The organism is Oceanobacillus locisalsi, from assembly GCF_042675985.1.
Lineage (GTDB): Bacteria > Bacillota > Bacilli > Bacillales > Amphibacillaceae > Oceanobacillus > Oceanobacillus locisalsi.
Genome location: NZ_JBHTKK010000014.1, coordinates 76,231 through 102,234 on the forward strand (window position 1 = coordinate 76,231; position 26,004 = coordinate 102,234).

Here is a 26,004-nt window from a genome sequence, read left to right on the forward strand (position 1 = left end):
ACCATTTTCTATTTCACAGAAGTACTAAAAACAAAATCAAATCATGAAAAAAGAAGCCCAATTCAAATGGTGTAGTCAATGAGATTAGACTCCTTATCAAAGTGTGAAAAAAATATAATTTTCGCTTATGTTTCAATACAGATTTATTCTGCCAACTCCGTCTCAGCTTCTTTTATTTCTTTCTCAAGTAATTCAATCATTTCTTTCGCGTCATCACTTTCTTCCTTATATGCCTTACGAATCGGCAATGATACCTCTTTAAATGCTTCTCTTTGTTCAGATGGCAGCTCTATAATTTCTATATCATCTTCCTCGGCTATTTCAAGCGCTTTTTCTGCCTCCTCATCCTGCATATCAAAGGACCAATCGTTCACTTCATTGATTGCTTCCTGAATATCCTGTTGATCTTTTTCGGGTAAACCTTCAAAAAATGCTTGATTCGTAACGGTTGCCGTTGTATAAATATGATGTTTCGTGTCCATTAAATAATCTTGCACTTCCAGGAAATTACCGTTGACAATATAAAACAGCGGATTTTCTTGTCCGTCTATACCATTTGTTTGCAGCATTGTATAAATTTCACCAGAATCCGTTGTTGTCGCTGTTGCTCCCATAAGTTCATATGACTTTATGATTAAGTTTGTCGGCATGGTTCTCATCTTAACTCCATTCATGTCATCAGGAGCAGTAATTTCTTGATTAGCTGACCAATACATAAAGCCTTCCAGCCAGAAATGAAAAGGGATGATGCCGATTTCTTCATATTTATTAGCGAGTAAACCATTTAATGCTTCACTTTCCTTCAATACTTTTTTATTGACCTCTAAGTTATCAGAAAATAAAAATGGTATGGACATAATTTGAGATTCAGGTATCACATCTCCAGAGAATCCGGGGGATGTAATCGCTAGATCTATCGCGCCAGTTTGTAAAGAATGTAAGATATCGATACTCGTTCCAAGTGTCCCTCCTGTATAAACATCCACTTTTATTCTTCCATTTGTTTTTTCCTCGATAACTTCTTTAAATTTATTGGCATATAGGTCCTGCACATCTCCTTGACCTTCTTCATGAGCAAATTTTAATGTTATTTCTTCACCGCCCGAACTTGCTTCACTACGCATTCCGTCCTTGTTGCATGCTGCTAAAATGCTAAACGTTATAACGATGAAAAAAAGCAAATAGAATCTCTTTTTCCTACCCAAATTACTTCCCCTCCCTTTGACATATTCCTTTTATCATCAAAACTGAGATACCTCTCAAAAAACATCACCATATGTAAATAAGGTAATCATGAACCTCCTTCCGATAAGCCTAAAATATTTTGATAAATCATAATAATTTCCGGAAAACAAATCAGCAATATGTTGATCACCATAAAAATAATAATGTATGGAATGACGCCTTTTACTACTTCTAAATAAGGTTTTTTGAAGATAGCACAAGCGGTAAATATATTAACCCCGAATGGAGGTGTAACAGTGCCAAGTGTTGCTTGCATCGTAATAAGGATTCCAATTGCTACAGGGGGAATCCCTGCCGTTACAGCAATTGGAAAAAAGATAGGTGTCAGTATGGCAATGGCTACCAATGAATCGACAAACATACAAGATACTAAGAAAAACAATGACATAATAAGAAGTATTTCCAGTTGTGAAGGGTTGGAGCTCAATACAGTTTCTGTTAAACTTTGTGGAACTCTTAAATAAGAAATAATCCAAGAAAAAACGCCGCCAACTGCTAGTAAAATAAATACAATACTCGTTACTATTCCAGTTGATATGGCAATTCGGTATATATCTTTCAATTGAATAGACCGGTAAATGACAAGTTCTAAAAGAGCTGCATAAAGCACGGAAAACGCAGCCGCTTCTGTCGGGCTAAACATCCCGGTATAAATTCCTCCCAAAATTAATATTGGAAACCCAAACGTTAAAATGGCGCTTTTAAAAGAAGACCAGCGCTGTCTCCAAGATGCTTTAGGCTCAACCGGGATATCCTTCTTTATGGCAATAAAGAACTCCCATAAAGAAAAACTTAAAAATATGATTAAACCCGGAATAATTCCGGCGATAAACAAATCACCTACCGATGTTCCTGTGAGCATTCCATAATAAATCATTACGATACTTGGCGGTATTAAAATTGCAATGCCCGCGGAGTTAATAATTAAACCCGTGATATGCGAATCTTTATATCCATATTCTAAAGCTCTTCTTCGCATTGGCTTTCCAATTGCAGCAATCGTGGCCTGTGAAGAACCAGATACGGACCCGAACATCGTACTTGTTGCTGCTGCAACAATGCCCGTTCCTCCACGGATATGTCCAAACATATCTTTAACAAAATCTAATAATCGATTCGCTGTTTTACCTTCAACAAGGATATCTGCTGCAAATATAAACATTGGTATAGCCAGTAATACATACGATTCAATACTGCTTGTCATCACCTGACCAAACATAGCCATATCTATATTCGGCGTAAAAAACAGCATTAATAATAAAGCAGGCACGAGCAGGACAATCATAATGGGAAAATTTAAAAATAACATAATAAATAATAAGATGATAATTAGCCACATGGTTCTCTACACCCCCGTTCTCCGTTTTGTTCCTTTTCAAAAGTATTTCAGCATCTCTTCGTTATACACTATCCTGAACATTTTCTTTCATCCGTTTCCCAAAATTAACAAAATAACGGATACTTGCTAAAAAGAAACCAATTGGAACAAACATCATCGTAAGATACAAGGGGATTCTTAAAATAGTCGATACTTGACCCAATGTATATAAATGTTGAATATACTTCATACCTAAATACGTGCAAAAAACCAATACAAGAGCAGATATCAAATTAATGAATATTCCCAAAATTCTTCGTGCCTTTTCAGACATTAAATCATAAAACCCGGACATCTCTATATGCATCCCTTTCCGCGCAGCATAACCAAGTCCCATAAATGTAAGTATAATAATTCCCATCTTCCCCAATTCTTCCGTGAATGGCCAGCTTTTACTAAAAAAATAACGGCTTATTGTATTACCTACTAACATCAAACTAATGGAAATGATTGTAATACTTAAAATCCCAGCTTCTATCTTCTCCCAAATTTCATCCATCTTTCGTAAAGTTTGCATCAACATGCCCCCTCTTTTTTGAATGCGTTTACAAAATAGTATTCATTATTTAGCTTTCAAACAGCTTCCCATAATTCTTTATCTTTGCATTTACGCTACTTAGTTTTAATGCATACCAAAAGGTCGCTTGATTTGAAGTAATTACAGGTTTTTGAAGATCTTCTTCTAACACACGAATGATATTCGCTGCCGAAAGACCGGTACAGGAAAGAAATACTGCTTCTGCATCCTCCGTATCTACGTTCATAGCCATCTGATAAATTGCATTGGTATCTAATGTTGAGATTTGGTAATCATTCGTTATATTTAAGCCTGTCATGTTGGTGATCTGCAAGTTACCATCCGTAAAATACTGATATGCCATGTCATTGACATCTTTTTCATAAGGTGTCGCAATGGCTACTTTTTTGATATGAAGCGATTGAAGTGCTTCTAGAGCTGCATTTGCTGTCGTTGTACACGGAATATTAGCAACTGCTTCCATCTGGTTGATAAATGCTTTGTCATACGCAAAACCATTTATAAAGCTTCCACTCGTACATCCAAAAGCAATGGAGCTTAACGGAGCTTGGGCAAGCAGTTTCGTTGCTGCTAGGGCGTCTTTTCCAAGTTTTGACAAATCGCTGACAGTAAATTGCTCTGGCTGCTCGCATAAAGCTATTCTTGTCGTGTGGGTTGTTACTCCTGGCGGCGCCATCTGGTTAAACTCTACTTCCATAGCGTAAGCGGAAGCAATGTAAATTAATCCTATTTTAGCTCTCCAGCCATAAGGGGCGGCATCCAATGATATACGCTCTCCCATCTTTTAATTTAGAATTACTACACTTCACATCACGTATAAAGTAAAATATGATTGAGGAAAATTATACCTTACATTATAAAAATAGTCACCTATTAAAATAGTTCATTAGAAAATGTTATTCTATATGAGAAAAAACAGGGGAGAATAAGTGAACTCCACCTGTGTTTTTCATTCTAATTCACGGCCCGAATAGATTCATCAACAATGGTAATCATCTCATCCATTTGTTTTTTATTGATGACAAATGGCGGAGCAAACGCCAACGTATCTTGCCCATCATATACGACCGAGCGGCAAATTAAACCTCTTTTTAATGCTTCTGCAACGACTTTAGGTCCAACTGGAGCCACATCCGCCGATTTTCTGTCTATACTAATGGCACCTAATAAACCAATTCCTCTAACATCAATCACTTGCTTATTTTGTTCCTGGATCCATTTGAACCCTTTTAACATTTCTTCTCCCATTCTATTTACGTTATCAATTAAGTTTTCATTTTTTATAATCTCCAAGTTTTTTAATGCTACTGCAGCAGCTGTTGGATGACCGCTGTAAGTGTATCCATGCCAGAAGTTCCCCTCTGCCTTTTCATAAATTTCTTGATGCAATTTCTCGGAAATAATCATTCCGCCAAGCGGAGCATACCCACTTGTTACTCCTTTAGCCATTGTAATAATATCCGGTATAATTCCGAAATTCTCCATCCCGAAATGTGTTCCTGTTCGGCCAAACCCACAAATGACTTCATCAGAAATAAGCAAAATATGATGTTTATCACAGATTTTACGAACTTCTTCAAAATATCCTTCGCTTGGTAAATTAACGCCGCCTGATCCTTGAACTGGTTCAGAGATAAACGCAGCAATGGAATCTGCTCCTTCTTTTTCAATTAGCTCTTTTAAAGATTCGATTGTACTGTCTACATAATAAAAATCAGGAGCAATCGATTCTGTAAATGTATGAAACTCCGGGATTCCGGTAGCACTTGTGGAGCCCATCGCCACTCCATGATACGATTTCTTTCTAGATATAATTTTTTTCTTTTCAGGATGCCCTTTTAGTTTCCAATAATGACGTACTGTTTTAAAGGCCGTATCATTTGCTTCCGACCCGCCAGATGTAAAAAACGTTGCATTTAAGTCCCCTGGCGTCCATTTGGCAACCTCGGCTGCAAGTCGAATTGCCGGCTCATGACTCCAGTTGCTGAAAGTCGATGTAAACGCCAATTTTTCCATCTGTGCTTTCGCAGCCTCGCCAAGTTCCTTTCTGCCATGCCCAATGTTTACATTCCATAGGGATGATAAACTATCCATGAGTGTTCTGCCTTCCATATCTTTTAAATAAATGCCATCCCCCTCCGTAAAAATAAAGGACGGTCCTTCCTCCTGCAACTGTTTCATGTTAGATGTGGGATGAATAAAATGCTTTTTATCCAGTTCCGTCAATTCTTCTTTTAATTGATTCTTTTTTATCATTTGTTTCATTTTAAATTCCTCCTTGGAAACATTTTATCTTACTATCTAATCTATATAATGAACAAAGATATTTTCTCCAAATAATCCAGCACATTTCACTTTAATCCAGTTTATAATTGGTTATTCTGCAAATCACGTTTTCAAGTAATACAAACATTCACCCTAAATTAAAATGAACTACTTTGGGTTCTGTCATTTCTTGAATCGTATATATTACCCCTTCACGTCCTAAACCGGATCCTTTCACGCCGCCAAAAGGCATGCTGTCTATTCGATAATCACTGCTATCATTAACCATGATGCCTCCTACTTCCAATTGTTGAATGGCTTGAAAAGCGAGATTAATATCTTTTGTGAAAATGCCTGCTTGCAACCCATAGTTTACTTGATTCGCTTTTTCAATTGCTTCCGTTAAATTTTCCACTTCAAAAAGAAGCACTACTGGACCAAAAATCTCTTCCGTTGCAATTCTTGCATCTGCCGCTACGTTCATTAATACAGTCGGGGTATAAAATGCATCGTCCCTCTTTCCGCCAGTGAGTAAAATGGCATTTTCCTCCAGTGCCTCATTAACCCACTCCTCAACACGAATAGCTTCTCTTTTTGAAATCAATGGCCCCATATCTGTTGTTTCATCTTTTTTATTACCTGTTTTATATTTCTTGGTCTCCTTCACAAATTTACGAACAAATTCATTAAATTGAGAAGTTTCAATAAATATTCTTTGAACTCCGATACAATTTTGACCAACTGCTCCAAAAGCTCCGGCCACGCAACTGCTTACTGCATCATCTATATTTGCATCTTGTAGAACAATGGCGGGGGAATTAGATCCTAATTCCATACTCAATTTTTTTAGTCCAGCTTTTTTAGCAATTTTCTCTCCCGTTTCCATTCCACCAGTAAAAGACACCATGCGAATAGAAGGATGCGTAACGAGGATATCGCCGATTTCCCTGCCGCTGCCCGTTACGACAGAAAGTACTTTCTCCGGTAAACCAGCAGCTTCAAATGCTTCAGCCAATAAAAGACCACTTAATGGTGTCAGCGATGCAGGTTTTACGATGATTGCATTCCCAGACGCAATCGCAGGTCCCACCTTATGAGCCACTAAATTAAGCGGATCATTAAATGGCGTAATAGCGGCAATAATGCCAATGGGAAAACGATAATAATAGCCGACACGATTCTCATGGCCAGGCATTTGGTCAAATGAAATTGTTTCCCCAATAATTCTTCTAGCTTCTTCCGCTGACAGCCTGAGGGTATTGATACATCGAACAACTTCTCCTCTTGCTTCCGTGATGGTTTTACTTCCTTCCCTAGCAATTGTTTCTGCAAAAATAGCCCGATGTTCTTCCACATAGTCTGCCGCTTTGTTAATAATGGATATGCGTTCGTGGACAGGCATATTTCCAGCAATTTTCACACCTTCCTCCGCTGCTTCAATGGCTGCGAGTATGTCCGCTTCAGAAGCTTTTGGTACGGTAGTAATAATTGCATTATCCTGTGGATCATAAACATGAATTACTTCATCCTTTTCTACCCACCTTCCTCCGAGAAACATCTTTTTTCTTTTTTCCGTTAGCATCATGTTCTCACGCACCTTTCTCCATAGAATGTCTTTTTAAAGGTTGAGGTAATTCTATATGATTTAAGAACTTATTGACCGTTGCCACAAAAATGTCTGTGCCAAGTGGTAAGCATCTTTCATCCATATCAAAAATAGGTGTATGCAAGTCTCGGTTCAAACCATCCTCTAAGGAACATCCCAGAAAAAACATTGCCCCCGGTATTTGTTCCGTCATATAGCCAAAGTCTTCTCCGCCCATTCCAAAAGGACCCCAATGAATTTTTATATTTGGATATAATTCACGTATGGCTTCTTCAATCAGCGTATTTACTTTTAAATGATTATTTAAAGCAGGCTCTCCCTTTTTTAATTCAAATTCAAAAGAACCACCGAATGTTTCCACTACCCTAAAAATATTTTTCACTTCTGCTTCCAGTTTTTCTCTCGTTTCTGGTGTGTAAGATCGCAATGTCCCTTCTATGCTGACTTCAGAAGGAATGACATTGCTTACGCTGCCAGCCTCTATTTTTCCAATGCTTGCAGCAACAACATCCAGGGGGGAAATCCTTCTTCCTACTGTTCCATAAAATGATTGTAAAACCAAACCAAGCATCCATAATGGGTCTCTAGCCAAATGCGGATAACCGCCATGTCCCCCTGATCCTCGGATGGTCGCTTCAAATACATCTACATTTGCCATACTAAAACCGTTATTCATTTGAACGGTGCCAACTGGATGCCACGGGCAAACATGAAGTGCAATAATTGCATCCACATCTTGGATTGCTCCGGCTTGAATCATATATGGGGCACCTGAAAGTCCATGTCTATCTGTACTTTCTTCTGCAGGCTGAAATATAAATTTCACCGTGCCGGTTAATTGTCCCTCCCGGAATTGTTCCGCTAATATATGAACAGCACCTAAGAGCATTGCTGTATGGGCATCGTGTCCACATGCATGCATAACGCCATCGTGCTTAGACACAAAGGAATGATGGTTCTTCTCTTGAATTGGCAATGCATCCATATCCGCTCTGAGCGCAATCGTCGGCCCCTCTCCTGTCGTTAATGTTGCTACAACACCGTTTCCTCCTATATTTCTTTCTACCGAAATATTTTCTATCTTTAATAGTTCAGCAGCAACAAACTTTGCTGTCTCCGTTTCTTCAAAGCTTAATTCCGGATGTTCATGTAAGTGTCTACGCCATAAGATTAACATTTCAAACAAAGATGCAGCTTTTATATTCATAGCACATCCCCCTTTTTTTCTAAAGACGCTTTATTTGTATGAACTGCAGAGTTTACACAATTCCTGCAATTCCATTAGATTGAATAATCACTCCTGATTCATTGTAAGCGCAAACATTTTTATTCATCATGAAAGCAGCTTTCTTATTTTCTTTTCAGAAAACTCATATCTTTATTTTATCCACAAACAATGATAAGAACTAACTTTAAACTAATTATACGATGTCCTTTGTAAAAGAAACAATTGCGATATTGTATGAACTTTTCCGTAATCTTTCTATACAAATTGTATGAATCCTTATTTTTTACATCATTTTTGAACCTCGTCTATTGTTTCCCTTTCCTTCATTTCCTTCACCATTTGGCACTTGCAGCGCACACCAAAAAACCTCAGCTATTCACCGAGGTTTTGTAAAGCATTTCTTTCTCTATCTTTTTTCAACGTACCAGTCAACCATACTTTGATACTGATTTTCAATAAAAAAACATCATCCGGATTATCCAGAGACAAATTGGTCAGGCTTTCAATTTTTCGTAATCGATACAGTAAAGACTGACGGTGTAAATTCAGGACTCGGGAAGCTTGGCTCACATTCCCATTTTGATTGTCATACGCTATAAACGTATCAATTAAGTTCATCTCTCTTTTTTCTTGATATTCTATCAGCGGCGCTATGGTCGATAATGTAATATCCTTTACTTCAGCATTGTTGGCAAGATGTAATAATAAACGATTCAGCTGTGTATCTTCAAAGTTAATTCTCTCTCCTGGACTGTTTAGCTTTAAGCCGATATCTAATGCGGAATGCGCTTTTTTATAACTTTGATAAAACGCCATCATTCCATCTTTGTGCATGCCGATTCCCCAAGTAAAAAGCATCCCGGATATTAACATATTCAATCGTTTATCTACTACATTTAAAAATTGATGAACGGTGCTCTGTATGTCACCTTGCGCTTCTAAGAAAATAATAAGCTGGTCGTTGTCAAAAGTAAATGCAACTTGTTTATTGACAACCGATGCAGCATATCTAACTTCCTCTTCAATATAATAAATAATACTTTTAAAACCAAAGTCTGTTCCATTAAATTGCTCTCTTGTTAAGTCACCCAAATTTTCTGAATAACCAACCATACATATATAGGGAACATGTAAATTATACCCAAATAACGTCGCGCGTGATTGAACATTTTTATCCAAACTTTTATCCGGGGTTTTAGCTAACCCCCAAATAAACTCATTGCGCAATCGAATCTCTGTCCTGACAATAGCATCTTCCCGGGAGATCCATAAAGCTACAGCTGCCGAAAGACTTTCCAATACCTGCAACATGTGATGATTCAGAAGCGTATGATCTTCTACGAGAATAATAAAATAACCGTCCACTAAATCATCCGATTGAGTCGCAATGTCTTTCTTTAGTAAATAACCATCTTTATAAGGCATTTTTTGAACTTGACGGTAGACGGACTCATCGATGTCCATTTCTTCTTTTACTTCGAAATCGTTCCATAATTGAATGATTTCCTCTGGATTTTCTTTAGAGGATTTCAGGCGTCCTTTTCTATCTGCAAAAATAATAACACAATGGAGTTCACGTTCCACATACAGAAGAATGTCCTTTAAGTCTTTACCTTGAATCACAAAATCAATCAACATCTTTTGAATGTGTATGGCATTTTGAGAAATCTGCTCCTGCCTCAAATTAATTTCTTTCATCGTTTCCCTTTGAATATCAGCAAACCGTAATTCCCAGGGCAATTCAATTAAAATAAATTCATTTTCTTCTGCAAAACGGATGATTTCTGCTGGTATATCAAAAATGTATCGACCAACAGCTATTGCTAATGCCGATGCACCTGATTCATATACATCTTTAACAAATTGGAAAAGTAATGTAGGATCCCCTGCACAGCCCATACCGGTTGTTAGAACAAACTCCTGTTTTCGGACAAAATTTTCTACGGGGCTTTCTATGACAGCCGTCCAGTCCACTTGTCTTTTGTCTAAAAACGCCTTACCAGCTTTTATTTTAGCAATATTAAAAATTTGGAGATTCACTATTTCTTTCACAGTACAAGCCATTTTTCACCCTCCATTACATCATTGATATATAGCACCAACATGATTTCATCTGTTATACTATCCATATTTTATCATGTAGGGAATAATGAATACTAGCTTATAATTAGCTTGGAGTAAATGACACATGAACGTGCGTAACCTAATTGCAACACGGGTCTTTTTGTAGAGAGTTTCCTGCTGCACTTGCCCCATGGAATTCGTTAAAGCAGAAAAAATCCCAGTGCTAAATGAGCACTAGGATTCCTCTGTTAATTTTAATGCCGTTTCATATAATACATCAATTCCAGCAGCAAGTTCATGTATTGCTGTCCATTCTTCTGGACAATGACTAAGCCCATCTTTACTAGGAACAAAAATTAAGCCGACATCCGTAATGTCTGAAAGAACCATCGCATCATGACCTGCTCCGCTGTGCATATTGGTGTAAGAAGTTCCAAGCTGGTCCGCAGATGTTTTCAACAGAGATCGAATGTCTTGATCAAGCTCTTTAGGCTGCATGTACAAGGATTGCTCTACCGTAGCCTGCACCCCGTCCGATTCATAAGCGCGGATGACATCTTTTACTTTTTGTACAACACTTTTGATATGCGTTTCTTTACTGGAACGAATATCAACAGAGAAAACAACTTTATCCGGGATAACATTCGCTCCATCCGGAAATACCTGATGTCTTCCTACTGTTGTCACCGTTCCTTCGCCTTCTTCTATGGCAATCTGCGGGAGTTTGCCAATGATGTTTGCTGCAGCTACTAAAGCATCCGAGCGCCGGTCCATCGGAGTTGTACCAGCATGCCCTGCTTTCCCGCTAATCGTTACTTCCAGCTGTGTCAGCCCGACAATCGATTCGACAACGCCGACAGAAAGTTGCTCCTCTTCTAAAATAGGTCCCTGTTCAATATGCATTTCTAAAAACGCTTTGATGGTTTCCGGATTCCGTTTCACCTCTAAGGAAGGATCTAAACCAATCTGTTTCATCGCTTCCGGAACAGAAATACCATCTTTATCTTTCAACTGTTCAATGTCCTTCTTCTGAAGATAGCCCGCAATTCCTCTGGAACCCATTAAACCGCCGCCAAATCTGGAACCTTCTTCCTCAATCATCGCAATAATCTCTAGTGGATAAGCAGGTTTCACTTTGTTTTCCTGAAATAAGGCAGCAATTTCTAAACCGGCGATCACACCGGCTGGTCCATCATAATCTCCACCATGCGGAACACTATCAAAATGGGAACCTACAATCACACTCGGTGCACCTTTTTTCTCACCTTCTAACTTTCCAAAGATATTTCCGAGACCATCCTCCCGTATTTCTAATCCATACGCTTTCATCTGGGATTTGATATAATTACGAGCTTGTAAATCTTCTTCGCTATAAGTTAACCGGGTCGTTCCTTCCTTTGGTGTCGCAGTATATTGACTTAATGTTTGAATATGTTTTTCTATTCTTTCTTGATTCGATTTCATACTGTCATACCTTTCCTTCTTATAATAAGCTAACGAATACGCCTGCCAGCAAGACCGATACAATCGTGACAGTTACAAATCCTCCCACTAGCATCGGCGGCAGCATATGGCTCGTTAACACTTCTCTTTCTTCTGGATCCTTTGTTAAAGAGTTGATCACTTCATTGGTAATCACATAATCTGCTGGGAAACCGTAAAAAGCAGTTAATGATATCGCATAGGCCATTGTTTTGCTAACTTTGAACAACTTTCCAACAAAAAATGAGAAGATATACATACCGACAACAGCGAGCAAAATACTTCCTATTAACAAGTATACAATATCCAGCATCATCGTTGGTGTTGCATTGCGCAATCCATCAAGAATGTATAGCATTAATCCTAACATGGCAAAACCAAAACCATTTGCTTTTTGCAGCGCCTGCTTTTCCAAAAATCCGACGCTTCTGCCAATGACACCAAACACGAGGCAAAGTACCATCGGACTGACAGAGACAATCGGTTCGAGCCAAGCAGATACCTGATAAGCAAGAAAACCGGCTACTGCTAACCGGAAAAAGATAAAATAACTGGTATTATATTGTTCCGGAAGATTTCGGAACATTTTCGCGCCTTCATCATTTTCGACCGCTGTTTGAGAAGAGGATTCCGCTGCTTTTAATTCCCCGCTGCGCATTTTATTCAATAGCTGTTTTCCCTCTTTTTTCAACATGATAGAAGTTAAAGGATAACCAGCAAAACCTTGTATTACATAAATCACAATAGCAAAGACAGATAAACTGGCCAGCCCTGCTTCTGCAGCACCTTCAGACATAATCAAGGAAGATACCATCCCGCCTACTAGCGGGGGAATCGCAACAACCATTGATTGAAAACCAAAAATCAACGTACCAAAGCTAAGTAAAAAGACCACTACTCCTAAAACGCCGCCAATAGCAATGAAAACCGTACGCCATTGCTGCTTCAACTCCTGTAAAGATAAGAGCGTCCCCATATTAACAATCAATAAGTACATAAGTGCCGTAGCAACGACAGGAGGAATTCCTGCAATTTCAACAATATCCTGCGGGAAAAAGGTCCAATAACCCGCTAAAAACAATACGGCACAGACAAAAATCGAGGGCACCCAAGCTTTTGTTTTCGCCGCAACGACATCTCCAATATATAAAATCAATACAATAAGAACTAATGCAAGCATCTGTGCCATGTTCATTCATCCTTTCATAATAAAGTTAGTTGTGTTATTCCTGATGTCAGCAATCTAAAAGGTAATGAACATTCTTACCATCAAAGACAATCAAAACCAGAGGAAATAATCAAAAAATTCAGCAGGTATAATAGTTATCATTTATTTTTTATTCCCGCATTTTTCAGATTATTTTTTGCTGCTTATTTGTGCGATAATTATCCTCAAAATATCAATTTTCTTAATATATTCATTATAATTTTGAAAAAAATTCATGCTTTCAGTGCTAAAAATACCTATATCACGATGGCGTTGATTTTGTTTCAACATATGTAATGAATAAGGCATTACCAAATCATGAACTTCTCTGTTGCAAATGATACAAAAAATAAATTATTTTGGAGATAATCGACATGTTATCACCAAACAGACGGCTCGTCAATATTATTTTAACTGGATTCCTGCTTGAGTTGACGCACTTTTATCCTTATTTCGCCTGCCAAAATCAACTGTACTGCATATGATATCGCTTCCCATATATTAGTGTAAGATACATAAAAAGAAAACTGCTGCTCTTCCTAAACAACCTCTCTCAAGGATAGTTTTCCGAGCGCAGTTTTCTTTGTTTATCCTTATTTTATTTAGTCCTCTTCATTGGATAAATGGAATATATCCAATAGTTTAAAGAACAAGCTGATGATAATGGCTACAATCGTCGCCAGTCCCATTCCTGTCAGCTCAACCGAACCGAGTTCGATGCTGGCCCCGCTGACACCGATTGCCAATACAACACAGGTCAGGATTAAATTTTGCGATTTATTATAATCAATCTGCTGCTCTACAAGCATACGCAAACCGCTTACCGCGATAATACCAAACAACAGTAAAGAGATGCCGCCCATAACTGGCGTCGGTATAGATGAAATTAACGCAGCCAGCTTACCGCAGAAGGAAAGCAAAACCGCTAATACTGCAGCACCACCGATAACCCATGTGGAATATACCCTAGTAATCGCAAGAACACCAATATTTTCACCATATGTCGTATTTGGTGTTGATCCGAAAAAGCTGGATAGCATTGTGGAAATACCATTACCGAATAAGGAACGATCCAAACCGGGATCCTTCACCATATCTTTCTTTACAATATTCCCTGTCACCACTAAGTGACCGATATGTTCTGGTACAAGAACAAGCGCAGCAGGAAGAATAATAAGAATATCAGACCAGTTAAATTCAATTTGATAATACGTCGGCAGTTGAATCCATGCTGCCTCACGAACTGCCGCCAGATCAACAATGCCAAACAGCGCCGCGATGACATAACCAGTCACGATTCCCAGCAGTATCGGGATAATTTTCAAAAACCCTCTTAACGTTACCCAATAAATAATCGTTACACCTAACGTCAGTAAAGAAACGGTTATTGCCGTCATATCTCTCGGGGCATCTGCTGCCGGCAATAATCCAGCCATATCTGCAGCTGTAGGTACCAGCTCAAGACCGATAACAGCAACAATAGCACCCATGGCTGCAGGCGGGAAAATCACATCAATCCAGCTTGTACCGGCAAATTTTACAATCACTCCGATAAGCGTTAAAACAAGACCAACGACGAAGAAACCACCTAATGCAGCACCGTAGCCTCCTCCCTCTGTCAGAACCATGGTGACAGGGGAAATAAATGCAAAACTAGACCCTAAGTACGCTGGAATTTTCCCTTTTGTAATAAAGATATATAATAACGTTCCGAAACCATTCATCATTAAAATGGTAGCCGGATCCACATTAAATAAAAGCGGGACTAAGACTGTGGAGCCGAACATCGCAAATAAATGCTGCAAGCTTAGGGGCAAACTTTGTGATAGCGGCGGTCTTTCATGTACTTGAATTTCTCTTGATTTCATGGATACCTGTTCCCTTCTATGTGTATATTCTTTTATCTGATCAAAAAACACCTTACCAGTCCTGCCGGGAAAGATAAGGTGTCAGAATATACAAAGGAACCATGTCTTCTTAAACCATATTTGTCCAAAAAATCGATGAGTAAGCGTGTATACCAATGCTTCTTCCTTATCTCTTTTTTCAAATATACTGTTTAATAGACGTGTTTATTTTTGTTTTATCCGAGTAACCTTACCAGCCTCACCGGACTGGGTTAAAGGTTCATGACATACGTTCACATCTTTTTATATTATGACAAAAAAAGATAAGAGCTGTCAATTGGTTATTTTAAAAAAAAGCTAAAAAAAGTTACTATTCACAGCCACCAAATAAAAATAATATATTTTCAGAGCTCTTCACCAAAATTTATGGTAGACAAATTAAGTTTTAAGGGTAGCCACCGCTACGGCGGACCGTTTTGCTTTCCTAGGGGCACGCTCTTCAGCTAACTTTTGCCAAGAAGATCACTTGGCAAAAGTGGATCTTCAGATGGTGCTGATCCCTCAGGAGTCAAAACGGTCCGCCTCCGCTAACGGTGTGTTCTATCCTGTTTGATATAGCTGTGTTATAAACGTTAAACCAGAAAAGAATCTATTTTTAGAGCATAACCCCAGCACAGCTATTTTCTTTTCGCCAAAACTATTCTTGATATGCATCATCTATGCTCCTTCAAACTGCTGAAGCAACCATTTGAAATACAGAATGACTTTGTTATCCGGCGTAAAATGATTCATTAATCACTTTATCAGATCATTTTGTATTGCATTCGCTGTAGAACGCTATATGAGCGAAGGAAAAACATGGAGACTCCTAGTCGGCTAAGACCGGTCACGTCCTGTGACCAACGGCCGACACTAGGACGTCCTGGGACTGCGGTTACTCGCCCCATCAAAAACCGTTGTACGTCGGAAAGCGGAATGTTTTTCCGTAGCGGTCATTATCCTCTAAATTTAGTTGATTTTGATGAGGAGCTCTGATGAAGCCAAATAAGTTGGCTGTGAATAGTAACGAAAAAAACAAGCGCGTTTAAAATGCTGCTTTACAACGATAGATAACGTGTCCCTGCGAAGCGAATTTTTCTTCATATTCTGTTTGCACATTAGTTGCATCCTCTATGGCATGCAAATCTAAATTTACTTCGATCAGCTTCATCCCATATTCAGAAAAGCTGACCAGCGAATACTCAAATAATCCGCGATTATCCGTTTTAAGAACAATTTCTCCTTTATCCGTTAAAATATCCTGATACTGTTCCAAAAAATGTTTAAATGTTAATCGACGCTTCTCATGACGATTTTTCGGCCATGGATCGGAGAAGTTCAAATAAATTTCTCCAATTTCATTTTCTGCAAATAATTCGCGAATATCAGTAGCATCTACATTCAGCAGACGTGCATTATCTACTCCTGCTTCATCAACCTTCTGCACAGCGGAGACAATGATGCTTTTGGCAACTTCAATACCGACAAAATTAATATGAGGATACTGTTTTGCCATTCCGGAAATAAATTGTCCCTTTCCTGATCCAATTTCTACATGTACTGGGTTGTCATTGCCAAATACTTCTTTCCACTTGCCTTTATGTATCGTTGGATTTTCTAATACGATATGTTCTTTTTCCTTTAAATAATCGTCTGCCCAAGGCTTGTGTCTTTGTCTCATGTCTATTTCCTCACTTTTATGACGTTATAATGGTGTGAATAAGAATTGCTTATCCGCTTAAACTATCCTCAGGAATGAGGTGAATGCAAGTGCAATTATCTTTACAAAACAAGCTGCAATTACTCTGTGATATTTTGGACGAGCACCAAACTGGTTCCTGCGTGTCATGTAATGAACACGCCCAATTGGAACGTCTCGCGGCTTCCCTGTTAGCACATGAAAAATTATCCGGCCAAGATATTCAAAATGTCCTGACAAACATTCAACAATATGGTAAGGGCGGGACTGCCGCATCTGATTTATCCATGCATATCGATAACCACCAGGAACAATTTGCACATTGGATTGATACTGTCCAGCAAAAAATGTAACGGTTATCTCTGTAGATCAGGACACAATAAAATCTTTAATAGACCGGTTTATTTCCTGCAATTCGTTTAATCTTTGCTGGACTTTCCCGCGTTCATTGCGGTCAAAGTGCCAGCATAAGAATTGCAGGTTATCCTGCAAAAGGTACCAGTACATACGAATAAACCATTGTCTATCCGGTTCGATTCCGTAATTGATAAGCCACTCTTTCCAATCTTCTTTTGGAATATACCATTTTAAGAGCATACCAATATCCGTCGCAGGATCAGCAATGGTTGCATTATCCCAATCAATTAAATAAATGATGTTTTCATTTGTTAAAATTAAATTGTTATGATTCATATCACAATGACATACTGCCAGGTTTTGATTTCTGGTATAAGGAAGCATAAGTTCCAATAGACCGAGTGCTTCTTTCACCGCTTCCTGCTCATGCATTAAACCATTATCTTCTAACTTCAAACAAAGTTCAGAAAAACTCTCATCCGAAGTTGTCGGTTTTTTACCCATTTTCAGCAGCATATGCATTAATTCCGAGGAATGATGTATTTTATATAATAAATCAGCTACAGCTTGCTGCTTCATTTCTTCTTCATTCAAGGAACGTCCTTCCAGCCATTCTTGAGCGGTAATCACATCACCATTTTCTATCCGCTTTGTCCAAATAAGCTTTGGTACAATTCCTTCTGCAGAAAGTACCGCTAAGAAAGGTGACGTATTCCGTTTCAAAAACAGCCGTTTTCCATTTTTTTCAGCTATAAACGCCTCGCCTGTCAAACCGCCGGCAGGTCTGACAAGCCATCCTGTACCTAAAGCATGTTCGAGCCAGTTAATCATAATGTCTTCCCATCTTTCAAAATTAGCATTCAAGGATCATCCGAAAAAATCGTTATTTACTTTATAGGCCATTCCTGCTTTTTATCTGTATGTATACAATAATAATCAGACAGCCAAACAGTCCTATTCTATTTTTGATAAGTAATATGATTCTTTTAATATGTTAAGTCTTTATTGTAACGAGAAATGATTAAAATTACAATATCTACGTGAATTGTCCATTTTATATTAATGTAAAATGAAATCTCAATCAATTTGTTTTGGTCATTGTATTGCATAGTAAATAATTTTTGTTTCGCAGCCTGAAAGCGTCGAATATACTTGGAAATATCCTCGAAAAAGCTAATCGATTGGGATAAACATAAAACAGAAACCCAGCCGTTTTATTCCTGTTCCCATTCGGGTCTTGGAAAAGAATAGGATAGGCTGTTTCTTAACAAGGATTCCGACACAGTCAACTGTCTTTTTTTCAGCGGTAAATGAACGGAACGCTTTTTTTCAAACCAATCCGGAAAGATGAGTTTATCAATAATTTCCGTTTGATATGGTGCAGTAGCATAAAGGATCCGATTCGTCCTGGAGATGACTGTTTTCTTTATGGGAATATCGATATTTTCTTCTTTTAAAAAACGTGCAACCCATTTTTCTGATCGTTTCAAGGAGAGTAAAGGATTAATCATTCGGCCCGGTGCTTCCTCTTGCTGGGCTGTAATTGTCCAAGTACGTTCATTGCCAGCCATAATCACTTTATCCGCGTCTTGTTCAACAAACGACAAAATTTCTACTGCAACTGGCGTAATAACGATAATATCCGTTTCAACCGCAGCTTGTTTCACTTCAAATATGGGACGATACATAATCAGAAATGTATCGGGAAAACGTTGCAGCAAAAATTGTAATAACGAGTCCTTATAATACTTAGAATCCACAACAGAGACTTGTGAAACTGTCGAGGAGGCCCATTTCATCTGCACTTCCAATAAACGGTCCAGAAACACTTTCTTTAAAGCTTCTTCGGTATCAGGGAGAGTCATCAGCGGTTTATTTCGTTTGACTACATGCTCCTTCGGTGTCAAATCTTCAACCACAACCGGGGATTTGATAAACCGTTGTTTCCACTTTTGAAATAAAGAATGCTTTTCCTCCCCTTCTTCAGCTTCTGTCTCCTCTTCTTCTTCTTGCGCGTCCGTCTGCAGCAATGGGTCTTTCCATTCTGCATAGAACCGTTCCCACTGCTCTTTCTTTTGCCGGATATATTGTGTAGGGTAGCGGTATGTATCCCACTCATACCTCGAAATATAATCCTGCAGCTTGATTAATTGTGCCATCAGCCTTATTCTCTCCTCTTTCCCATAAAAATGTACATGCCCTGTCTTATTTCTTTTCCCTTAAAGGAAAACGTTGAACAACCTCATATTTCGGATCGGAAGCAGGATGTACTTTATATAAATGAATCGCATCTACATGGAACGATTTATCTAAGGCAGGCATATCCGCTAACATCGCATTCCAAGATTGTTCTGATATTTCTTTTCGCTGATCTGCCCATTTTTTAGCAATCGTAACGTGCGGAGTATATTCTCTCTTTTCTCGTTTATAGCCGATTGTTTCACAGATTTGAACAACATGTTCCTGTATTTCATGTAATAGCGGGTGATGCTCCATCCCGAGCCATATCACTCTCGGCTGTTGCGTATTGCCGAAAGTTTGTATATCCGACCTTTTTAAGTCAAACGCTGGATAAACTGTCATGGATGCAAGTTTTTTCTGAAGCATTTCGATGGATGGATCATCCACCTCTCCCAGAAAAGCAAGTGTTATATGAAAATCAGACCTGTTTGTCCACTGTTTATATGGAAGGTACTGCTTTAATGTTGTCTGCCATTCTGCTAATTGCTTTGCTAACGCCGGTTGCACTGGAACGCCTATAAAATAGTGGGACATCATCGAATCTCCTTATTTTTCAACTGGAAACAAGCTGCAATTTCTTCCTCCGTCAATGGCCGGTAAGTTCCGCGGGACAATTGACTGTCCAGCGTCAGCCCGCCCATTTGGCATCGTTTTAAATAGGTTACTTGACAGTGCACTGCTTCAAACATCCGTTTAATCTGGTGAAACTTTCCTTCTGTAATTTCTATTTGTACTTCTGATACATCCGCTTCCTCTTCTGAAGCTAATATTTCCAGCTTAGCAGGTTTGGTCTGGTATCCGTCGTCCAATGTCACACCCTCAGCAAATTGCTGAATAACATCTGCCGGCAACTCTCCCTGCACGTTAGCACGGTACACTTTGGGTACTTCTTTATTCGGTGAAGTCAGCTGGTGTGCTAGATCGCCATTATTTGTAATTAATAACAGCCCTTCTGTATCTTTATCCAGCCGCCCTACAGGAAATGGCCGGAAATGCTGATCCTGTTCTGACAATAAGTCAATCACCGTTTTATCTTTTGCATCTGTTGTTGCAGATACAACTCCCTGTGGCTTATGAAGCATCACATAGATATATTTCTGATAGATAACAGGTTCCCCTTCCACACGCACACTATCGTTATCCGGGTCTACCTTTACAGAACTATCTTTGACGATTTCTCCGTTCAACGTCACTTTTTTAGCCTTTAATAATGCCTTCACTTCTTTTCGGCTTCCGACACTCATATTGGCCAATAATTTATCCAGTCGCATATCATACTCCTTACTACTTATGTTTTAATCGATTCAATCCTGGTATATTCCCTTGAAAAACATGATTCAACAACGTTGATTTATACGCTAAAAACAGATAAAACAGCCCGCCTGCAGATACACCGATTATAAGCATAATAATGGTCGCCCAGCGCTCTTCTTGATAAGGCAAGAAGAAACTGAAACCAAATTTTAATACAGCAATCACAAAGCACATCATGCCTGTGAAAATGAGTATTAAAGTCGTTCGTTTCACTGTTTGTTTATACGAAAAATCAGCGCTTTTTCGTATACGGATTAAATTAAGCAGCACAGCAATGCCTGCTGCCAGGGCCGTGCCTAAAATAGCCCCTTTTCCACCGAACATATGAATAAACTGGCTGTTAAATAATATTTTGACCAACAAGCCCGCTAATAAACTGATAACCGCATAATTTTGCTGGTCAAGTCCCTGCAGCATTCCTGCAGTCACGGTAATCAGACCAAATAGCAATGCCACTGGAGCATACAAGGCCATTAACGTTCCGGTAATCTCAATGTCTTCCAATGTAAATAACGAACCGAAAATTTCATCAGAAAGAATCGCAATCCCAGCTGATGCAGGAATGACAAATACCAGAATAACCTGCAGAGCCTGATTAATCAGTTTCGTATAAGTCGTTTGATCATTCTGTGTAAAAGCATTTGTTAAAGATGGAATCATTGCCATCGATAATCCTGTTGCAATCGTCATCGGAATAATGATGATTTTATGTCCCAAATTATTAATAACCGCGATTTCCGTCTCCCAAAAAGCTTCTCTGCCGCTGGCAACCATGGCCGGTTGAAAGGTAAATTGATCGACAAACTGATATAATGGAATCGCTAAGCCGACGATAACGAACGGGCCGGCATACCGAAATAACTCCTTAAATAAATCGATGGTGCGAAAATCATGTGTTGATTGCTGCATAGCAATTTTCTGATCGATAAACGGCTTTCGTTTTCTCCAATACCAGAAAAGTACCACACAGGACGCCAACGCGCCGATTAACGCGGCAAACGCAGCAAAACCGACCGCTAATGTAATGGATCCGTCAAAATAACTTACAATAATATAAGAACCGGCTAAAATAGCGATGATACGGACAATTTGTTCGATTGTCTGAGAAACCGCAGTCGGCCCCATTGATTGATTCCCTTGAAAAAAGCCCCGGACAATACTCATTGCCGGAATGATAATTAACGCAAAGCTGACCATCCGAATCACAAAAGCAATATCATCGGAGGTAATGGATCCACTTTCCCCTTGTATTTGCTGTGACCCGATCAAATCAGCAGATAAAAACATAACAAGAAAAGCAACAGTACCCGTAGCCAGCATTAAAGCACTGCCAGCCCGAAACATCCGCATGCCAATCTGATAATCCCCTAAAGCGTTATATTTAGACACAAACTTCGATACTGCCGCAGGGATTCCAACAGTGGATAAGCTGATAAAAATACTGTAAGGTGTATACGCATATACAAACAATGCATTTCCCGTCGTACCCACAATCGCAAAAAACGGTATAACAAAAATCATTCCTAAAAACCTGGATAGGAACGACGCACCTGATAACAGCATCGTTCCTCTTAACATATTTGACATTGTAACTTTCTCACCTACAATTAGATTAATAAAATAGATTGCTTTATTTTAGCACTTCCTTATAATTTTAGCATACTTTTTGTCTGCTTTCTTTGATTTCATTTGCTGAATTTCGACAAATCATTTACTACCATATCAAGGTACGTCATTTTCTCTTTTTATATAAGGAAAAAATGGATGAGATTGCTTTCTATCAAGATTGTACATTTTTTTAGAACATGCTACGATACGGGAGGAATAGAAAGGAATGAGATCTCTTGAATTATGATGTTATCGTCATTGGCGGAGGGCCTTCTGGATTAATGGCAGCTATATCTGCGGCGGAGCACGGAGGTAAAACGCTGCTTGTTGAAAAAGGAAAAAAGCTTGGCAAAAAATTAGCCATCTCCGGCGGCGGCCGCTGTAATGTTACGAACCGTTTACCGCAAGAGGAAGTAATTAAGCACATTCCCGGCAATGGTAAATTTTTATATAGCCCGTTTTCAGTATTTAATAATTATGACATTATTGATTATTTTGAAGGACTTGGTATTGCATTAAAAGAAGAAGATCACGGCAGAATGTTTCCTGCGTCCAATCAATCCATGGACGTGGTCAATGCATTGATTCAGCAATTGGAAGAACAAGGCGTTACCGTGAAAATGAATACGCGCGTTGCTGCTTTAGAATACGGAGAAGAGATGCACACAGTACACTTGGAGGAAGAAGCCCCAGTGACAGCAGCATCCATTGTTATTGCTGCCGGTGGAAAAGCTGTACCGCATACAGGCTCAACAGGAGATGCCTACCCATGGGCTAAAACGGCCGGCCATACGGTAACGACACTGTATCCAACCGAAGTGGCGCTTACTTCGAAGGAAGCTTTTATTAAGGATAAGAAGCTTCAAGGTCTGTCTTTACGGGATATTCGTTTAAGCGTTCTGAACAAACGCGGAAAACCAATTATCACCCACCAGATGGATATGATTTTTACGCATTTCGGTATTTCCGGGCCTGCTGTTTTACGCTGTTCCCAGTTCGTTGTTAAAGAGCTGATGCGTGGCAGAGATACCGTTGAAATGCACCTTGATATTTTACCGGAAATAACAGAAGGCGATTTATTAAAACAAATTAAGGATATTCTTGCAGACAATCCTAAAAAAGCGTTTAAAAACGCCGTCAAAGGAATCATTCCTGAACGTCTTCTTGACTATTTTATGGAGAAACATGCTATCGGCGCCGAACAAAAATGCGCCAATATCTCGAAAAGCACCACCCTTTCCTTTGTGAAGGATATCAAAAACTTTTCCTTCCAGGTACATGGCAGCCTTCCAATGGAAAAGGCATTTGTGACCGGCGGAGGTATTTCGATTAAAGAAATTGTTCCTAACACGATGAAATCTAAAATCATGCATGGATTATATTTTTGCGGAGAAGTCTTAGATATCCACGGCTATACCGGCGGATACAATATCACCTCCGCCCTTGTTACCGGAAGAATCGCCGGCATGAATGCGGCATTAGATGCAACAGCTCATGCTGCCAATTAATGCCTTTCATAATTTATATTCTTCTGGAAAGGATAAACTTGTCTGAGCTGGCCATCTATCGATCGGCCACCAGCTAATAACTGCCTTTTTCACACTTATTTGAAGGGACGGATTAGCATGGAAAAAAACGCCATTTGGCTACCATTGGTTGCCTCTGTCGGTATTGGAGCAGCCACATTTTACTCAATGACCAGTCAGCAGCAAAATGTAGGCCAAGCGCTGCAGCAGGCAGCTCCTTTTTTCAGTTCAAAACAAAACGCTGCCTCAGGAAAAAAGGATGCGGAAACATTAGGACCATTTGGAATGAGTTAATAGCTTAGGCTGGGGAAGCATCGGTGATGGTGCTTCTCTTTTTTGTTATCTATAGAAAATGACTTGGAAGTTATGTGATAACAAAAAGAAAAGAAGACATTGCTTTTTATGCTAAATCTCCTTTATATTTTCAACGCTATTGAAAAAGAATAGTCTTTACGAGACTTTTGTAAAGGTACTACAGCCAAAAAATCCGAGAGAAAAGTAAGAACTATTGGTAAACGAAAAAAATCAGTCATTTTTTTATGGGTACTACTTGTTAGTAGCCTAGCTTTTGGAATCTATAAAAACTTTACTGCCGTCAATCAGCACATCATTCATGAAGTGGAAAAGGTAGAAACAAGCATCATAGATACGAATGCAATTGAAAACTTCACCAAACAATTTGTGCGAGATTATTATACTTGAGGAAACGAATTAGAAGCATTAGAAGAACGAAAAGACAAGCTTCAAGGGTATTTGACGGAGGAATTGCAAGTTTTAAATGAGGAAACGATTCGAGATGATATTCCAACTAAATCCACTGTTGAGAATATCAATATATGGTCCGTTACCGAAGAAGAAGATAATACTTTTTCGGTTGTATATTCTGTGCGACAAAAAATAACAGAAGAAAAAGAAACCACATTTACAAACTCAACCTACCGTATAGTCCTTCATCAGGATGAACAAGAGAATCTAGTTATTACCCAAAATCCTACAATGTGGACCCAGCCTGAAAAGTCTAATTTTTCACCAGATCAGGTAGAAAGTGATGGAACGGTGGAAGTAGCTACCGAAGAAGAAATCACTGAGTTTTTAGTGACCTTTTTCTCTTCCTATCCAACGGCTACGGAGCAAGAGCTTGCTTATTATGTAAAAGGTAACGTATTAACGCCCATTGAAAAAGAGTATGTATTTTCTGAGCTGATTAATCCGGTTTTCAAGCACAAGATAATCAGGTTAAAGTATGGGTTACAGTTAAATATTTAGATGAAGAGACAAAAGCGATGCAGCTTTCTCAGTATAAATTGACGCTAAACAAAGACACTAACTGGGTAATTGTAAATTGATTATTGCCATTCAATTGATCCAGCTCTGCCATCTTTTTGACCCATGCTTGCCATGATTTTGATCCACTTAAGACATTACTGCCCACTTCCTATATAATTAAGGAGCACAAATGTGCAAATTTATTATATGAGGAGGTTTTTTTGTGATTAAATATCGAGAAATATTAAGACTTCAGTCTCAAGAAGTCTCAAAAAGGGGGATAGCTTCAAGTTGCGGTCATTCTAGAAATACAATCAGAGAAGTCTTGCGACGCGCAGAAGAAAAAAATATACATTGGCCATTAGAGAAAGATGTTACAGATGCAGATTTACAAACAATATTATTTCCAGAGAAACAAATCCCTTCTGATCACAGAAAAAAACCAGATGGAGAATATATTCATAAAGAATTGGCGAAATCAGGAGTGACGTTGTCTCTTTTATGGGATGAGTATTCTTTACAGTGCCGCACAACCGACGAGATTCCATATAGTTATCGTCAGTTTTGTAGATTTTATAATGATTATGCAAGAAAAACGAAAGCTACGATGCGTATTAAAAGAAAACCGGGAGAACAACTTGAAGTAGATTGGGCAGGGCAAACGATGTACTTAACCCATCGCTTAACAGGAGAAGAAATACCAGTTTACATTTTCGTTTCAGCCTTATCTTGTAGTCAATATGCTTATGTAGAAGGTTTTTTGTCTATGGATTCGGAGAGTTGGATTACAGCTCATATTCATGCTTTTGAATTTTATGGAGGAGTTACGAGAGAACTTATTCCAGATAATTTAAAGACGGGAGTTACAACATCGTCTCGTGTCGATCCAATTATTAACCAGAGCTATCAAGAGATGGCTGAACATTATCAAACAACTATTATTCCAGCACGTGTTCGTCGTCCGAAAGACAAACCGAACGTAGAGGGAAATGTTGGTCATATTTCAACCTGGATTATTGCTTCTCTTCGAAAAGAGAAATTCTTCTCACTGCCAGAATTAAACAAAGCTATTTGGGAAAAGTTAAAGATTGTGA

22 protein-coding genes and 1 pseudogene are annotated in these 26,004 nt (G+C 38.8%); 6 read left to right on the plus strand and 17 right to left on the minus strand.

Going from position 1 to position 26,004, the window contains the following annotated elements; genetic code table 11:
- Positions 1–143: 143 nt before the first annotated feature.
- The 12 genes from dctP to trmB form a co-directional block, all read right to left on the minus strand.
- Positions 144–1,205 carry a TRAP transporter substrate-binding protein DctP gene (gene dctP / locus ACFQ19_RS12255; RefSeq protein ID WP_379592464.1) on the minus strand — a complete coding sequence of 354 codons (1,062 nt, stop codon included), beginning with the start codon at positions 1,203–1,205 and terminating at the stop codon, positions 144–146.
- Between the two features lie 86 nt (positions 1,206–1,291).
- Entirely contained in the window at positions 1,292–2,584 is a 1,293-nt protein-coding gene (locus ACFQ19_RS12260) for a TRAP transporter large permease (RefSeq protein WP_379592466.1), read from the minus strand.
- A 61-nt stretch (positions 2,585–2,645) separates the two neighbouring features.
- Positions 2,646–3,140 (minus strand): TRAP transporter small permease, encoded by a 495-nt coding sequence (locus ACFQ19_RS12265; protein WP_379592468.1) that lies wholly within the window; start codon positions 3,138–3,140, stop codon positions 2,646–2,648.
- 49 nt (positions 3,141–3,189) lie between these two features.
- Positions 3,190–3,924 carry a maleate cis-trans isomerase family protein gene (locus ACFQ19_RS12270; RefSeq protein WP_379592470.1) on the minus strand — a complete coding sequence of 245 codons (735 nt, stop codon included), beginning with the start codon at positions 3,922–3,924 and terminating at the stop codon, positions 3,190–3,192.
- Between the two features lie 191 nt (positions 3,925–4,115).
- The gene (locus ACFQ19_RS12275; RefSeq protein ID WP_379592509.1) at positions 4,116–5,417 is read right to left on the minus strand and encodes an aminotransferase family protein; all 1,302 of its coding nucleotides are present in this window, start codon (positions 5,415–5,417) and stop codon (positions 4,116–4,118) included.
- A 157-nt stretch (positions 5,418–5,574) separates the two neighbouring features.
- Positions 5,575–7,011: an aldehyde dehydrogenase family protein gene (locus ACFQ19_RS12280; RefSeq protein ID WP_379592472.1), complete on the minus strand. Its 1,437-nt coding sequence runs from the start codon at positions 7,009–7,011 to the stop codon at positions 5,575–5,577.
- Positions 7,012–7,015: 4 nt separating this feature from the next.
- A complete protein-coding gene (locus ACFQ19_RS12285; RefSeq protein ID WP_379592474.1) occupies positions 7,016–8,239 on the minus strand; it encodes a M20 metallopeptidase family protein in 1,224 nt (407 codons plus the stop codon).
- 393 nt (positions 8,240–8,632) lie between these two features.
- Entirely contained in the window at positions 8,633–10,324 is a 1,692-nt protein-coding gene (locus tag ACFQ19_RS12290) for a PucR family transcriptional regulator (RefSeq protein WP_379592476.1), read from the minus strand.
- Positions 10,325–10,558: 234 nt separating this feature from the next.
- Complete coding sequence (locus ACFQ19_RS12295) at positions 10,559–11,788, minus strand: Zn-dependent hydrolase (protein ID WP_379592479.1); 1,230 nt, start codon at positions 11,786–11,788, stop codon at positions 10,559–10,561.
- Between the two features lie 19 nt (positions 11,789–11,807).
- The gene (locus tag ACFQ19_RS12300) at positions 11,808–12,995 is read right to left on the minus strand and encodes a hypothetical protein (RefSeq protein ID WP_379592481.1); all 1,188 of its coding nucleotides are present in this window, start codon (positions 12,993–12,995) and stop codon (positions 11,808–11,810) included.
- Between the two features lie 620 nt (positions 12,996–13,615).
- Positions 13,616–14,881, minus strand: coding sequence for a uracil permease (gene uraA, locus ACFQ19_RS12305; RefSeq protein WP_379592483.1), 1,266 nt, complete (start codon positions 14,879–14,881; stop codon positions 13,616–13,618).
- A 1,063-nt stretch (positions 14,882–15,944) separates the two neighbouring features.
- On the minus strand, positions 15,945–16,580 hold the full coding sequence (gene trmB / locus ACFQ19_RS12310) for a tRNA (guanosine(46)-N7)-methyltransferase TrmB (RefSeq protein ID WP_379592485.1): 636 nt from the start codon (positions 16,578–16,580) through the stop codon (positions 15,945–15,947).
- A gap of 83 nt (positions 16,581–16,663) precedes the next feature.
- Here trmB and ACFQ19_RS12315 point away from each other — a divergent pair, with 83 nt between their 5' ends.
- Entirely contained in the window at positions 16,664–16,951 is a 288-nt protein-coding gene (locus ACFQ19_RS12315) for a YtzH-like family protein (RefSeq protein WP_379592487.1), read from the plus strand.
- Positions 16,952–16,967: 16 nt separating this feature from the next.
- Here ACFQ19_RS12315 and ACFQ19_RS12320 read toward each other — a convergent pair whose 3' ends face one another.
- The 5 genes from ACFQ19_RS12320 to ACFQ19_RS12340 all read right to left on the minus strand — a co-directional run bounded on the left by ACFQ19_RS12320 (position 16,968) and on the right by ACFQ19_RS12340 (position 22,097).
- Positions 16,968–17,786 (minus strand): phosphotransferase, encoded by an 819-nt coding sequence (locus ACFQ19_RS12320; RefSeq protein ID WP_379592489.1) that lies wholly within the window; start codon positions 17,784–17,786, stop codon positions 16,968–16,970.
- 383 nt (positions 17,787–18,169) lie between these two features.
- Positions 18,170–19,114 (minus strand): NERD domain-containing protein, encoded by a 945-nt coding sequence (locus ACFQ19_RS12325; protein ID WP_379592491.1) that lies wholly within the window; start codon positions 19,112–19,114, stop codon positions 18,170–18,172.
- A gap of 46 nt (positions 19,115–19,160) precedes the next feature.
- The gene (gene thpR, locus ACFQ19_RS12330; RefSeq protein ID WP_379592493.1) at positions 19,161–19,730 is read right to left on the minus strand and encodes an RNA 2',3'-cyclic phosphodiesterase; all 570 of its coding nucleotides are present in this window, start codon (positions 19,728–19,730) and stop codon (positions 19,161–19,163) included.
- A complete protein-coding gene (locus tag ACFQ19_RS12335) occupies positions 19,730–20,467 on the minus strand; it encodes a pseudouridine synthase (protein ID WP_379592495.1) in 738 nt (245 codons plus the stop codon). The genes thpR and ACFQ19_RS12335 overlap by 1 nt, the downstream gene beginning before the upstream one ends.
- Positions 20,468–20,480: 13 nt before the next feature.
- A complete protein-coding gene (locus tag ACFQ19_RS12340; protein WP_379592497.1) occupies positions 20,481–22,097 on the minus strand; it encodes a putative polysaccharide biosynthesis protein in 1,617 nt (538 codons plus the stop codon).
- Positions 22,098–22,354: 257 nt separating this feature from the next.
- On the opposite strand from ACFQ19_RS12340, the gene ACFQ19_RS12345 reads away from it, so the two are divergent.
- The 5 genes and pseudogenes from ACFQ19_RS12345 to istA all read left to right on the plus strand — a co-directional run.
- Positions 22,355–23,626, plus strand: coding sequence for a BaiN/RdsA family NAD(P)/FAD-dependent oxidoreductase (locus ACFQ19_RS12345; protein ID WP_379592499.1), 1,272 nt, complete (start codon positions 22,355–22,357; stop codon positions 23,624–23,626).
- Between the two features lie 117 nt (positions 23,627–23,743).
- Positions 23,744–23,938 (plus strand): hypothetical protein, encoded by a 195-nt coding sequence (locus ACFQ19_RS12350; protein WP_379592501.1) that lies wholly within the window; start codon positions 23,744–23,746, stop codon positions 23,936–23,938.
- A 471-nt stretch (positions 23,939–24,409) separates the two neighbouring features.
- Positions 24,410–24,910: a conjugal transfer protein gene (locus ACFQ19_RS20335; protein WP_449290092.1), complete on the plus strand. Its 501-nt coding sequence runs from the start codon at positions 24,410–24,412 to the stop codon at positions 24,908–24,910.
- An 11-nt stretch (positions 24,911–24,921) separates the two neighbouring features.
- Positions 24,922–24,990: pseudogene (locus tag ACFQ19_RS20340) on the plus strand (hypothetical protein); the annotation flags it as partial.
- A 143-nt stretch (positions 24,991–25,133) separates the two neighbouring features.
- Positions 25,134–26,004 (plus strand): IS21 family transposase (gene istA, locus ACFQ19_RS12360; protein WP_379592503.1); only part of this gene is annotated, 871 nt, incomplete at its 3' end.

Coding starts and splice junctions, on each gene's coding strand:
- uraA (WP_379592483.1), bottom strand. CDS start 14,881: ATGAAATCAAGAGAAATTCAAGTACATGAAAGACCGCCGCTATCACAA.
- ACFQ19_RS12350 (WP_379592501.1), top strand. CDS start 23,744: ATGGAAAAAAACGCCATTTGGCTACCATTGGTTGCCTCTGTCGGTATT.
- ACFQ19_RS12300 (WP_379592481.1), bottom strand. CDS start 12,995: ATGGCACAGATGCTTGCATTAGTTCTTATTGTATTGATTTTATATATT.
- thpR (WP_379592493.1), bottom strand. CDS start 19,730: ATGTCCCACTATTTTATAGGCGTTCCAGTGCAACCGGCGTTAGCAAAG.
- ACFQ19_RS12325 (WP_379592491.1), bottom strand. CDS start 19,114: ATGGCACAATTAATCAAGCTGCAGGATTATATTTCGAGGTATGAGTGG.
- ACFQ19_RS12290 (WP_379592476.1), bottom strand. CDS start 10,324: ATGGCTTGTACTGTGAAAGAAATAGTGAATCTCCAAATTTTTAATATT.
- trmB (WP_379592485.1), bottom strand. CDS start 16,580: ATGAGACAAAGACACAAGCCTTGGGCAGACGATTATTTAAAGGAAAAA.
- ACFQ19_RS12335 (WP_379592495.1), bottom strand. CDS start 20,467: ATGCGACTGGATAAATTATTGGCCAATATGAGTGTCGGAAGCCGAAAA.
- ACFQ19_RS12340 (WP_379592497.1), bottom strand. CDS start 22,097: ATGTCAAATATGTTAAGAGGAACGATGCTGTTATCAGGTGCGTCGTTC.
- ACFQ19_RS12320 (WP_379592489.1), bottom strand. CDS start 17,786: ATGATTAACTGGCTCGAACATGCTTTAGGTACAGGATGGCTTGTCAGA.
- ACFQ19_RS12285 (WP_379592474.1), bottom strand. CDS start 8,239: ATGAATATAAAAGCTGCATCTTTGTTTGAAATGTTAATCTTATGGCGT.
- ACFQ19_RS12275 (WP_379592509.1), bottom strand. CDS start 5,417: ATGATAAAAAAGAATCAATTAAAAGAAGAATTGACGGAACTGGATAAA.
- ACFQ19_RS12260 (WP_379592466.1), bottom strand. CDS start 2,584: ATGTGGCTAATTATCATCTTATTATTTATTATGTTATTTTTAAATTTT.
- ACFQ19_RS12295 (WP_379592479.1), bottom strand. CDS start 11,788: ATGAAATCGAATCAAGAAAGAATAGAAAAACATATTCAAACATTAAGT.
- ACFQ19_RS12280 (WP_379592472.1), bottom strand. CDS start 7,011: ATGATGCTAACGGAAAAAAGAAAAAAGATGTTTCTCGGAGGAAGGTGG.
- ACFQ19_RS12315 (WP_379592487.1), top strand. CDS start 16,664: ATGCAAGTGCAATTATCTTTACAAAACAAGCTGCAATTACTCTGTGAT.
- ACFQ19_RS12265 (WP_379592468.1), bottom strand. CDS start 3,140: ATGCAAACTTTACGAAAGATGGATGAAATTTGGGAGAAGATAGAAGCT.